The sequence below is a fragment of the Phaeobacter sp. LSS9 genome (assembly GCF_003443595.1).
In the GTDB taxonomy this organism is placed as follows: Bacteria; Pseudomonadota; Alphaproteobacteria; order Rhodobacterales; family Rhodobacteraceae; genus Phaeobacter; species Phaeobacter piscinae.
On the sequence record NZ_CP031956.1, the window covers coordinates 2,417,392 to 2,429,593 of the forward strand.

At 58.0% G+C, this 12,202-nt stretch carries 10 protein-coding genes; 9 read left to right on the forward strand and 1 reads right to left on the reverse strand.

The window, feature by feature from the left end; translation table 11 throughout:
* Positions 1-68: 68 nt before the first annotated feature.
* Positions 69-1,364: an urea ABC transporter substrate-binding protein gene (urtA, locus tag D1820_RS11635; RefSeq protein WP_040178848.1), complete on the reverse strand. Its 1,296-nt coding sequence runs from the start codon at positions 1,362-1,364 to the stop codon at positions 69-71.
* 564 nt (positions 1,365-1,928) lie between these two features.
* On the opposite strand from urtA, the gene D1820_RS11640 reads away from it, so the two are divergent.
* From D1820_RS11640 to D1820_RS11675, 9 genes are all read left to right on the forward strand, one after another.
* On the forward strand, positions 1,929-2,636 hold the full coding sequence (locus D1820_RS11640; protein ID WP_371311702.1) for an urease accessory protein UreD: 708 nt from the start codon (positions 1,929-1,931) through the stop codon (positions 2,634-2,636).
* Between the two features lies 1 nt (position 2,637).
* Positions 2,638-2,940, forward strand: coding sequence for an urease subunit gamma (locus D1820_RS11645; protein WP_024098754.1), 303 nt, complete (start codon positions 2,638-2,640; stop codon positions 2,938-2,940).
* A 24-nt stretch (positions 2,941-2,964) separates the two neighbouring features.
* Complete coding sequence (locus D1820_RS19120; RefSeq protein ID WP_162894091.1) at positions 2,965-3,132, forward strand: peptidase M23; 168 nt, start codon at positions 2,965-2,967, stop codon at positions 3,130-3,132.
* Positions 3,129-3,434: an urease subunit beta gene (locus D1820_RS11650; protein WP_118070172.1), complete on the forward strand. Its 306-nt coding sequence runs from the start codon at positions 3,129-3,131 to the stop codon at positions 3,432-3,434. Before D1820_RS19120 ends, D1820_RS11650 begins: the two co-directional genes overlap by 4 nt.
* The gene (ureC, locus tag D1820_RS11655) at positions 3,434-5,173 is read left to right on the forward strand and encodes an urease subunit alpha (protein WP_118069148.1); all 1,740 of its coding nucleotides are present in this window, start codon (positions 3,434-3,436) and stop codon (positions 5,171-5,173) included. Before D1820_RS11650 ends, ureC begins: the two co-directional genes overlap by 1 nt.
* Positions 5,174-5,185: 12 nt before the next feature.
* A complete protein-coding gene (locus D1820_RS11660; protein ID WP_118069150.1) occupies positions 5,186-5,668 on the forward strand; it encodes an urease accessory protein UreE in 483 nt (160 codons plus the stop codon).
* Positions 5,658-6,320, forward strand: coding sequence for an urease accessory protein UreF (locus D1820_RS11665; protein WP_118069151.1), 663 nt, complete (start codon positions 5,658-5,660; stop codon positions 6,318-6,320). The genes D1820_RS11660 and D1820_RS11665 overlap by 11 nt, the downstream gene beginning before the upstream one ends.
* Positions 6,317-6,931, forward strand: a complete 615-nt coding sequence (gene ureG, locus D1820_RS11670) for an urease accessory protein UreG (protein ID WP_118069153.1) — start codon at positions 6,317-6,319, stop codon at positions 6,929-6,931. Before D1820_RS11665 ends, ureG begins: the two co-directional genes overlap by 4 nt.
* A 457-nt stretch (positions 6,932-7,388) precedes the next feature.
* The gene (locus tag D1820_RS11675; RefSeq protein WP_118069155.1) at positions 7,389-12,194 is read left to right on the forward strand and encodes a hypothetical protein; all 4,806 of its coding nucleotides are present in this window, start codon (positions 7,389-7,391) and stop codon (positions 12,192-12,194) included.
* Positions 12,195-12,202: the final 8 nt, after the last annotated feature.

Below are 12,202 nucleotides of genomic sequence, written 5' to 3' on the forward strand. Positions count from 1 at the left end.
GGTCATTTCCATTCGAAAGGTAGAGAAGATGGAAGGGGGCGATCCCCCTTCCCTGAGATCCTGCGAAATCAGTAGTTGGATAGTGTCTGAACGCAGCTCTTGGTCTCGGTATTATACATTCCGCAGCCAAGATCCTTCCAGTCCGAAGTCAAAACCGCAGATTCAGGAAGATAATCCGTCCAAGCATCACCGGGCATCTCTTCTGTCTGGCTGATGATATCGAATTGGCCATTGTCCAGAATTTCACCAATCAGAACCGGCTTGGCGAGGTGGTGATTGGGCAGCATGACAGCTGTACCGCCTGTCAGGTTCGGAAACTCCTGTCCATACATCGCGGAACGCACGGCATCGACATCGGTGCTGCCTGCTTCTGTGGCAGCATTCACCCACATGTTGAAACCGATGTAGTGGGCTTCCATAGGGTCATTCGTGACGCGTGCGTCACCCATGCGTGCCTTCCATTTCTCAACAAAGGCGCTGTTGGCCTCTCCATCAGCGGACTGGAAGTAGTTCCAGGCGGCCAGATGACCGACAAGGTTGGAGGTATCCAGGCCCGACAGCTCTTCCTCTCCCACGGAGAAGGCCACCACAGGGATGTCGTCCGCGCTGATACCCGCCGCTGCCAGTTCTTTGTAAAAGCCGATGTTCGCATCGCCATTGATGGTGGAGATCACACCAACTTTCTTACCGTCCGCGCCCAAGGCCACCACATCCGCGACGATCTTTGACCAATCGGAATGACCGAACGGCGTGTAGTTCACAAAGATATCACTCTCCCCAACCCCCTTCTGGTCAAGGTAACTGGCGAGAATGTTGTTGGTCGTCCTCGGATAGACGTAATCTGTGCCGAGCAACGCAAACTTCTCAACACCAAGCTCTTCGAGGAAATAATCCGTTGCCGGAATCGCTTGCTGGTTCGGAGCCGCCCCGGTGTAGAACACATTACGCGAGCTTTCCTCCCCCTCGTATTGCACCGGGTAAAACAGCAGACCGTTCAGCTCTTCGATCACTGGCAAAACTGACTTCCGGCTTACCGAGGTCCAGTTGCCAAAAATCACATCCACCTCATGCACGCTTAGCAGTTCGCGCGCTTTTTCCGCAAACAGCGGCCAGTTCGACGCAGGATCAACAACAACCGGCTCCAGCTCACATCCGAGAAGGCCACCCTTGGCGTTCTGCTCGTCGACCAGCATCAGCATGGTGTCCTTCAGCGTGGTTTCAGAAATTGCCATCGTACCGGATAACGAGTGCAGGACGCCCACCTTGATCGGGCAATCTGCAGCAAAGGCTCCGGTGCCGAACGCCATCATCGCCAATGCCACAACTGTGGCCGTTGGTGCCGGAACGGATTTTCGGGTGATCATATAGTCTCTCCTCGCCGGAACAACGGTGGATCCCTTGCGCCGGGGCGCCGGATTTCCTACCTGTACCGGGCAGCTTCGTGTTGCATCCGTGTGGCGGCTGGCGAGATCGCAAATTCCTCCGGTCGTCACACATCCACAGTCTCTCCGGGTCATGCCCTTGTGGATGGACCCAGCATTCTGCATCGCAGAAACTTTCGCAAACGCGTCGAGAAAATCACGTAGCGCCAACCAAGTGCGCGCCTGTTTTTTCATCATCAATCCAGTAATTGGCCTCTATTTTGCGCAGGGCTTGGCGCAGAATGCCGAATAGCTCGCTTTGCGCTGGCGGTGGGTCTGCGCTGTGATGAAATCAGCAGCATGACGCCCAGACCTTCATCTCAACGCCAGCAATCGTCTTGGTCCGATCGTGCCTGTGGACTGCCTGTGACCCGGTACCAGCAAGCCGATAAGGTACCTGCGACAGCAGTACAGACAGCCCCCCCGCGCGCTGTTGGAGATGTCTCAGTCTCCGCCAAGCGGCGTGGCAGTGCATCAGTCCTGGCCGACCTTAGGCAGGTCGGCTCATTGAAGCTCTTGTTTCCACGCACCGATGACGCCGCTCTGCAGGGGGTGGTCGTCAATACTGCCGGCGGTGTGACAGGGGGTGACCGACTCAATCTGCACGCAACCGCTCGCGTTGGGACATCGCTGACCCTCACCACCCAAGCAGCCGAGCGCGCCTATCGTGCGCAGTCCGGTGAAACCGGCCTGATCCGCAACACAGTCAGCGTCGCTCCCCAGGCCAACCTCGCCTGGCTTCCTCAGGAGACGATCCTGTTTCAAGGCTGCAGCCTGGACCGAAGCCTCACCGTTGATCTGGACGCAGAGTCCCGCCTTTTGTTGTGTGAAACGCTGGTTTTTGGGCGGGCGGCCATGGGCGAGAAACTGACCAAAGCCCGCCTGAATGATCGCATCGACATTCGGCGCGCCGGGCATCCCCTGTTTCTGGATACAATCCATCTGCATGGCGATGTCGCCGCACATTTGGCGAATCCGACGATAGCTGGTGGCGCCGGAGCTATGGCGACCCTGGCCTACGTCGCACCCGATGCCGAAGGCAGGCTTGCTCCTTTACGTGCGCAACTGGGTCCTACCGCCGGTGCCAGCATAATCGGCGATGACCTTTTAATTCTGCGTGCCCTCGCTCCCGACAGTTTCGCGTTGCGCCAGCTGCTGCTGCCAATCCTCAGCGATCTGCATGGCGCCCCTCTTCCCCGACCTTGGATGATCTGACATGAATCTGACCCCACGCGAAAAAGACAAACTTCTGATTTCCATGGCGGCAGAGGTGGCCCGGCGCCGACTCTCGCGCGGTGTGAAGCTGAACCATCCCGAAGCCATCGCACTGATAACAGACGCGGTGGTCGAGGGGGCACGCGACGGTCGATCCGTCGCCGACATGATGGAAGCGGGCGCGCAGGTCATCACTCGCGACGACTGCATGACGGGCGTTGCCGAGATGATCCACGACATTCAGGTGGAAGCGACCTTCCGCGATGGCACCAAGCTTGTCACCGTCCACAACCCCATTCGCTGATCCACATTCAGGAGATCCAGACCCATGACACCGCGCCCTGCATTCTTCACTCTCTTGCTACTGATCGGCAGCCCGGCCCTCGCCCATGGTGGAGCACATATTCACCCCCACGGCGCCGAGACATGGCTTCTGGCGGCCTTGGTCGCAACGGTGGTCATTGGCTGTGCAAGCCTTCTGTGGCGACGCAAATGATCCCCGGCGCACTCTTCCCCGCTTCGGGCCATCTGGAGCTGAACCCGGATCACCCCGTTACCCGTCTGATGGTGGCAAACACCGGCGATCGACCGGTGCAAATCGGATCGCACTACCATTTTGCCGAGGCAAACCCGGCACTCGACTTTGACCGGGATGCCGCACGCGGCCAGCGTCTTGATATTGCAGCGGGCACCGCCGTGCGGTTCGAACCGGGCCAGCGCCGCGAAGTGCAGCTGATCCCGATATCCGGCGCACGGCGCATCTTTGGCTTCAATGCTGCCATCATGGGGGATCTTTGATGCCATCCCAAATCACCCGTGCCGATTATGCAGCGATGTTTGGCCCTACTGTAGGCGACCGCCTGCGCCTGGCGGACACCGATCTGATCATCGAGGTAGAGCGCGATCTGATCGCCGAAGCCAGCGGATGCGGCAAGGCTCTCCGCTATGGCGAAGAGGTGAAATTCGGCGGGGGCAAGGTGATCCGCGACGGCATGGGCCAATCGCAGGCCAGCCGCGCCGAGGGGGCAGTCGACACGGTCATCACCAACGCGCTGATTGTCGATCATAGCGGGATCTACAAGGCAGATGTGGGCCTGAGAGACGGGCGCATCGCCGCCATCGGCAAGGCAGGCAACCCAGACACACAACCCGGCGTTACGATCATCATCGGGCCGGGAACCGAAATCATCGCGGGGGAAGGACGGATCCTGACCGCAGGCGGTTTTGACAGCCACATCCATTTCATCTGCCCACAGCAAATCGAAGAGGCGCTGCATTCAGGCCTGACAACCATGTTGGGGGGCGGCACGGGGCCCGCCCATGGAACCCTCGCCACCACCTGCACACCGGGGCCTTGGCACATCGGACGCATGCTGCAGGCGGCAGATGCCTTTCCCATGAACATGGCCTTTGCAGGCAAGGGCAACGCCTCGCAGCCCCGCGCACTGGAAGAGCAGATCACCGCAGGTGCCTGCGCGATGAAGCTGCATGAGGATTGGGGCACCACCCCGGCGGCCATTGATTGCTGTCTTTCAGTGGCAGACGCGCTGGACGTGCAGGTGATGATCCACACCGACACGCTGAATGAATCTGGTTTTGTTGAACACACGGTCGCAGCGCTGAAGGGCCGCACCATCCATGCCTTCCACACCGAGGGCGCGGGTGGCGGTCATGCGCCGGACATCATCAAAATCTGCGGAGAGGCGCATGTTCTGCCCTCCTCCACCAACCCCACACGTCCGTTTACCGTCAACACCATCGAAGAGCATCTGGATATGCTGATGGTCTGTCATCACCTCGACAAATCGATCCCCGAAGACGTCGCCTTCGCCGAAAGCCGCATCCGCCGCGAAACCATCGCGGCAGAGGACATCCTGCATGACATGGGCGCCTTTTCGATTATCGCCTCGGACAGTCAGGCCATGGGCCGTGTAGGTGAGGTTCTGATCCGCACCTGGCAAACTGCCGACAAGATGAAAAAGCAACGGGGGCGCCTGCCGGAAGAGACCGGAGAAAACGACAACTTCCGCGTCCGCCGCTATATTGCAAAATACACGATCAATCCGGCCATCGCCCACGGTATCGCCCATGAAATCGGCAGTATTGAGGTCGGAAAGCGGGCTGATCTGGTGCTGTGGAGCCCGGCGTTCTTTGGCGTAAAGCCTGAAATGGTGCTGCTCGGCGGCTCTATCGCGATGGCACAGATGGGTGATCCCAATGCCTCCATCCCCACACCACAGCCTGTCTATTCCAGGCAGATGTTCGCAGCCTACGGCCGCTCAGTGGAAAACTCCGCCGTCACCTTTGTGTCAGAGGCAGCTGAAGCAGGCGGAATTGGCCAACACCTTGGCCTCGCCAAACAGACCTGCGCGGTCAGGAACACGCGCACCATTGGTAAATCTGACCTGAAACTCAACACCGCCCTGCCAGAGATCAAAGTCGATCCGGAAACCTATGAGGTCCGTGCAGATGGCGAACTTCTGACCTGTGCCCCGGCCGATGATCTGCCGATGGCCCAGCGCTATTTTTTATTCTGACGGAGTTCTCGGATGTCCCTCCCCCTAAGCCAGCACAAAATCCACGCGCATGATACCGATGACCAGATCACCCTTAGCTATGAGGACCGGTTCCTGCGCCGCAAAGTGTTGACCAGCGATAGCGGCCTGCGGTTTCTGGCCGATTTTCCATCCACCCAAAATCTGGATGCAGGCGACGCCTTCGTGCTGGAAGACGGGCGCAAAATCGGCGTCCGTCCGGCAAAGGAGGAGCTGCTGGAAGTGACAGGCGACCACATCCTCCGTTTGGCCTGGCACATCGGCAACCGCCATATGCCCTGCCAGATCGAGGCCAGTCGCCTGCTGATCCAGCGCGACCATGTGATCCGGGACATGCTGAACAAGCTTGGCGCGACACTGCGCGATGTAGTGGAACCCTTCACCCCAGAGGGCGGGGCCTATGGCCATGGCCGTACCCATAGCCATTCCCACTCCCATTCTCATGGTGACGGGCACGAGCACTCCCATGCCCACTAGTGCACAATTGCTGACCTTGGCACAGTGGTTCTCTCCCGGCTATCCGGTGGGGGCATTCAGCTATTCGCATGGGTTAGAATGGGCAATAACCTCCGCTGCGGTCAGTACAGCAGCAGAATTGCAGGACTGGATTGAAACAGTTCTGCGGGACGGCGGTGGCTGGTCTGATGCTCTGTTCCTTGCTGCGGCCTATCATGCCTCGCATACTGGTGCCGTGGCGCAGATCGACGCACAATGTCGCGCCTATGCACCATCGCTGGAGCGTCTTCGCGAAACCGGCCTGCAAGGAGCGGCCTTTTGCCAGATCACCCGCACCGTGTGGCCGGAAACGGACCAGAACGGCATACCCACCAAGCTCACTTATCCCGTCGCTGTTGGCTTTGCGGCAAACTGCTGTGCCCTGCCCTTGCAGGCGACCATCGCGCTGTACCTGCAGGCCTTTGCCGCGAACCTTGTGGCGGCGGGCCAACGTCTCGCCCCCATCGGACAGAGCAGAGCACAGGCGATTATCCACGCCCTTGCGCCGCTTTGTCAGGACATTGCCGAGCAGACCAACGCAGGCGATCTCGCACAGCTGTCCTCTACCAGCTTCCTTGCCGATATCGCAGCAATGAAACACGAAACCCAGCATTCAAGGATCTTTCGCACATGACCACTCTCAACGGGCCCCTGCGTATTGGCATCGGTGGACCAGTCGGTGCGGGTAAAACCACCCTTACCGCAGCGCTCAGCGAAGTGTTTCGCGACAGCCACTCCATCGCGGTGATCACCAATGACATCTACACACAGGAAGACGCCGAGGCGCTGATGCGCCAACAGATCCTGCCACAAGACCGGATTCTGGGGGTGGAAACCGGCGGCTGTCCCCATACCGCCATTCGCGAAGACGCGTCCATCAATCTTGGTGCTGTGGCCGAGCTGCGCGACCGCCATCCTGATCTTGAACTCATCCTGATCGAAAGCGGTGGCGATAACCTATCGGCCACATTCAGCCCAGAACTCGCCGATCTGACAATCTATGTGATTGATGTTGCCGCAGGTGAAGAAATCCCACGCAAGGGCGGTCCTGCAATCACCCGCTCGGACATTCTGATCATCAACAAAACCGATCTGGCGCCCCATGTCGGTGCGGATCTCTCAGTGATGGAGCGCGATGCGAAACGTATGCGCCACGAACGTCCCTTTGTCTTTGCCAACCTCAAGGCCCGCGACGGTGTCGACGCCATCCATGCACTGATCTGTGACTTGGGTGGCCTGAACTGACGTAGCACACAGGCCCGTCGCAAACGGCCAGCAGTCGATCAGGGTTCAACCTGAGCGTGTTCATTCGCGCGCCGTCAGCATATCCGGTCAGAGCACAGCACCCGCATCTTTGAGGTGCCCGCCACACCCCATCGTCAGCGGTGATTCGTCGATTTTGTGAACATGTGTTGTAATATGAAATATGCGTCACTACGGCTGAGCGCTGCGACAACTGCCCTTGCAGGTCAACAGGTTGATACGTCCGGCCACCATCCTTGATCGCACTTAGTCTCAACTGAACGGCCTCTGATAACCCCTTGAACCTTAGCGCGTTATTCGTACTTTTTGCGATCTGGCCTTATTCAACGTCGCATTCTGGACATACGATGACGGCGGCGCTTTTTTCAGCGTTTGCGTACACGGCACAACCGTGACGAAACCGGATCACACTCTGCCCCCGTCAGAAAGGTCGCATTCTATGCTGAACGAAGAACAAGCCGCCATCCTGGAAACCTCAGTCATTGCATATGACACGATCTTTGCGGATCTGGGACCGGAGGCGCGGGACTCGTTTCGCGATACGGTTCAAACATATCTTGAATCCGGGGTCGCCATTCCAGAAGTCAAATCGATCAGCAAGGCGACCAATTATTCGAACTGGAACTACAATCTGGTCAAAAGCCTGAAAGGGAAAATCGCCGGCAAGGATCTGACCGGTGAGGATGAAGACAATAACGTGGAAGCCCAATGGGCGGAGTTTGTCGCAAAAGACCTGAAGATCGTTGGTAAGATCGTCGCGGCTGTCGAACAGCAGTACGCCGCGGGTGAACTGGCAAACACCAATGAACAGTTCATCAACTCAATCAAGGGCACTGTCACCGACGACATTTCGAAGTTGAAGGTCGAGCTTGATGTCCTGCGGGCGCAACACGACCGGCTGAGTGATCCAAACCACCCGGATTTCGATGCGGCGGCGGCTGATAAGATCAGCAAGGAAATCTACCGCACCAACGCAGTGGTGGATGCTGCTGAAAGCCTTCAGACAAAACTCGCGACCTTCTCAAAAGGCGGCGACATTGGCGAACACACCGCAAACCACGCAGAGTATCTGCAAGCCCGCATCGACGCGCTGGAGATCTCTCGCCAGGAAAAGCTTGAAGAATACAAGACCTATGCTGCCGAGACCTACACCGGCAGTGATATCCTTGCCGCCAACAAGAAGGCTGAACTGGAAGCGGTTTCGGCAGAGTCACTTGATCTCATCAATCTGAAAGAAAAAACTGAGGGGTTCGAGGAATACAGCAGCACCGTGCGCACGGCGTCGCTGAAGGCGGGCGTCAATGTGCTGAGCACCGGACAGGCAATTTCGGCCTTTGCGGTGAAACCCGACAACACACCCGAGGGCCATGCCGCAAATGCCGGTTTCCTGGGTGAGGCTGCGCTGGGGGCCGGCGGTGATATTCTTGAGGCCGCAGGGCACCTCAAATTCGCCAAGGGGGCAAAGGGCTTTGCCGCGCTGTCACTGGTTGGCGGCGCCGCTGGGAGCTTTGTGCCAACGGCCAAGCTGCTGGCGGATCCCGACTTGCCGGATGAGACCCGCAAGATTGTACAGGCCGAAGTCGGTCTTCAGGGCACGGCACTGGCCTTTGCAACGGTTGAAAACGTGCTCGGCATTGCGGAACTGGCGGTAAAGGCGGGCAGCAAGGCCGCCAATGTGCTTGGCAAGGCAGTGCCGGTGATTGGTGCCATCGGGTCCGTCGTCGGGGCCATCAACCCGGCAAAATGGGCCGAGTTCGACCAGAAACAGGACCGGATCGACGCGATCCAGAAATCCGACACCTACAGTTCAGGTCTTCTCAGCGATCTGTTGCAGGAATCCAAGGACGCAGAAGCCGCGTTTTACGGGGTGACCACTGGGCTTGATGTTGTCACAGGGGTGACGTCCGGTGTGCTGGCCGCAACCGGTGTGGGTGCGCCTATCGCCGCTGCTGTGGGGCTGATTGGCGGCGCAATTTCCGCAATTGTCGGGGCGTTTGAACAGGTTGCGCTGGAAGGGATCGCCGACAAATACGCCGAGAAAATCCGGACCGATGAAAACGGCAACCCCCAGACCGTCGAGGAGTTCTTTGACGGCAGTTTCGATCAAAAACAGGAAAAGACCAAAGCCCACTACACCGATTTCTTCAGTGACCTGGTCGCTGATGAAGATGTTGATCAGGTGATTGCGCTGGGAGGGCAAGGGCTGGATGTCACCGATGTCGAGCTGGCGGCAATCAGCAAGACCAGCGGCGAGCTGAACAAGACCGCCAAGAACTATGTTGAGACCTTCACCAGCAATGGATGGCAGACCGGCAACCGGTCCCTTAGTCCAACTGAAGGTAGCGACATCAATGTCATTCAGTTGCCCAACGCCAATGGTGCCAAATCCTACCTGACCTTCACGACGCCACTGTTCTCCGCCGGAACTGAGGAAACTAGCCGCGAAGAAACCGGCAAGAATGAATATCAGACAACGCTCAAGATCACTGATCTGTCGGGCTGGAATATCCGCGATTACGGCGACAACCAAACCACCTTTAATATGAGCAAAGTCGTGTCCAGTGCAGAGGACCGCATGGGCAACAAGATGGAGATCGGGATCGACATCGATGCGGGCGGCGGCGATGACACCCTGTTCTCTTACGAAAGCCAGGTCACCTTTGATGGTGGCAGCGGGCAAGACACCGCCTCTTATGCACGGCTGTCAGAAGACGAGCTGTCGCGCGGGCTGTCGATCTCTAGTTCCGACGGCACCACCTATGTGTATAAGAACCTCAAAGCCGGTTCAAAATACTACCAGGAGTCCATCGACTCCCAGACAACCAATCACGGCAAGCGCACCGAAGTTGTGCAGTTCCGCAAGGTTGGGCTGGATGAGCGCAGCGAGGCGCATTCCGTCAGAGACACCCTTAGCAACGTTGAGATTCTGCATGGCTCGTCTCTGGGCGATTACATGTATCTCGACACATCGACCCAGCTTGAACAGGTGTTCGGCTTTGGCGGTGATGACCAGATCGACGTCGGCGCGGCCATTCAGGTTGTTGGCGGCGGTGAGGGTGACGATCTGATCAACCTCGACCACGCGCTACTGGAGAGCTACTGGAGCGGTCAGAAGGAGGACCTCTATCTTGATGGTGGCGCTGGCGACGGAGACACCCTGGGCCTGAGTTCCGAGAGCTTCAAACGTTTGGTAGACGAGTTGGAAACTGACCAGATCCGCGAACAAACCGCATCCGAGATGGCCGAAGCCCTGATCCCTCTGGTGACCGACAACCGGGATGAAGAGGTTGCGAAAACCGCGGCTTCGCTCACCAATATCCTGCGCAGCACTGACGATACTGCGCTGAAACAACTCAACGTATGGAATACCGAAGCCGCGCATATCACGCTGGAACAGGAAGGCGTCGAAGGTGATACGATTGTTCATTCGCTGTCGGACTACCGCGAGGCGATCAACAACGGCATTACCAATGTGAATGCCGACGGGACCACAACTGAGCTGGATATCAGCGTCGATGTTGCGGGGAACCACTCCGTTGCAATCCTCGGGACGGAACACAACGATACGATCAAGGGGTCATGGAAAGATGATTACCTTTATGGCGGTGCCGGGGATGATCAATTCAGCTACAGCAATATCCACGGCGGCAATGATATCCTGGTCGGAGGCCAAGGCCGGGATGTCTACAACATCACCTATTTCCCGGCCAGCTATGGAGGCGGCAGCCAGGGTCACCACCTGATCACCGGACCAGAAGCAGAAGACATCAAAGGTGACGTCCTCAACATCCATATGCGCGAAGACGGGGATATCTGGTTCAACTCATATGGCGACGATCTGGTCATCTCACTTGGTGCGCACTCCTCTTTCACCGTTCAGGACTATTTCATTGATCGTCAGGGCCTGAGCACCAGCACCCAGGTCTCAAGCAGCAGTTGGGCCGGGTGGACCACCCAAGACGGGCTGTCGCAGGCGGACCTTGATACCATCCTGCAGGACGGCAACAGCGCCAGCACCTTCCGGGTCAATGTGGTCACCTCCAATGGTGCGGAGGTCAATTTCCGCCACGGCGCGCTTGGGGCTTTCGACAGCACCTCAGCCGCGGCACCCAACAACGCCTTCAGCACCCTGCGCGCAAATTATCACGCGTTCCGGAATTCGGATGACATTTGGGCAACGCACCGCGACAATGGCGACAGCCCATACAGCAGCACATTCGCCGATGCGCTGGGACAGGCACGGGATGCCCAGACCGGCGGTGCAGTTCTGACCGCCGGGGGGCTTGCGACATTAGAAGACATGCTTGCCAACCGTGATGGCAACTACAATGTCCTGCTCGGAGACGCGAGCCAGAACAAAATAGTCGGTGATATGGACGCCAACCTCATAAGAGGCGGTGCGGGCGCCGATACGATTTCAGGTGGTGCCGGAAATGACCTGATTGACGGGGGAGCGGGTGCAGATAAACTGGATGGCGGAGCAGGATTTGATGTTCTCAGCTACGAAGGCGCCACCAACGGCATCATTATGTATTTTGACAATCCGGCTAAGGGTTGGTCTTCGGTGGTCGCTGACATCGTGAACGGCACTCCAGCCCAATCCAGCGAGAGCATTGACAACTTCGAAGGCGCCATTGGGACCAGCTTTGCCGATGTCCTGGTCGGGAATGACGGTGCGAACTTTTTCAAAGGGGGCGCTGGCGATGACGTCATTGCCGGCTACGGCGGAGACGACACCATTCATGGCGGTGAGGGGACAGACACGCTGAACGGCGGTGATGGCTTTGATGTCCTCAGCTACAAGGGTCATTCAACCGCAGTGCGGATCAAACTGGCAGAGCAGACCTCGGAGTTCATTCCCTCGCCGACCAACTATGTTGCCGGCGATCAGATTTCAGAGTTCGAAGGCGTCATTGGCACTGATTTCGATGATGACCTGAACGGCACCACAGGGCGCAACCTGCTCGAAGGTGGCGCGGGCAACGATCGGCTTGCCGGGGGGGACGGGTTTGACACCTTCGTCTTCCGCGCAGGCCATGGCAATGACCGGATCACCGATTTCACCGTCGGTGAGGACAAGCTGATGTTTGATTTCGGCGGTTCGGTTGATGACTTTGACATCTCAGTCATAGAAAGCGCAAATGGAGAAGAAACCCACACCCGTATCCAGACCGCAGACGGCCTGATCGATCTGTTCGGCGTGGAAATTGACGAGCTGGGGGCGAATTCCTTTGTCTTTGTCTGACGCCACGC

Bases quoted from the DNA above. Each gene is read 5' to 3' on its own strand.
- ureC (WP_118069148.1), top strand. From the start codon at position 3,434: ATGCCATCCCAAATCACCCGTGCCGATTATGCAGCGATGTTTGGCCCT.
- ureG (WP_118069153.1), top strand. From the start codon at position 6,317: ATGACCACTCTCAACGGGCCCCTGCGTATTGGCATCGGTGGACCAGTC.
- D1820_RS11675 (WP_118069155.1), top strand. From the start codon at position 7,389: ATGCTGAACGAAGAACAAGCCGCCATCCTGGAAACCTCAGTCATTGCA.
- urtA (WP_040178848.1), bottom strand. From the start codon at position 1,364: ATGATCACCCGAAAATCCGTTCCGGCACCAACGGCCACAGTTGTGGCA.
- D1820_RS19120 (WP_162894091.1), top strand. From the start codon at position 2,965: ATGACACCGCGCCCTGCATTCTTCACTCTCTTGCTACTGATCGGCAGC.
- D1820_RS11650 (WP_118070172.1), top strand. From the start codon at position 3,129: ATGATCCCCGGCGCACTCTTCCCCGCTTCGGGCCATCTGGAGCTGAAC.
- D1820_RS11660 (WP_118069150.1), top strand. From the start codon at position 5,186: ATGTCCCTCCCCCTAAGCCAGCACAAAATCCACGCGCATGATACCGAT.
- D1820_RS11665 (WP_118069151.1), top strand. From the start codon at position 5,658: ATGCCCACTAGTGCACAATTGCTGACCTTGGCACAGTGGTTCTCTCCC.
- D1820_RS11645 (WP_024098754.1), top strand. From the start codon at position 2,638: ATGAATCTGACCCCACGCGAAAAAGACAAACTTCTGATTTCCATGGCG.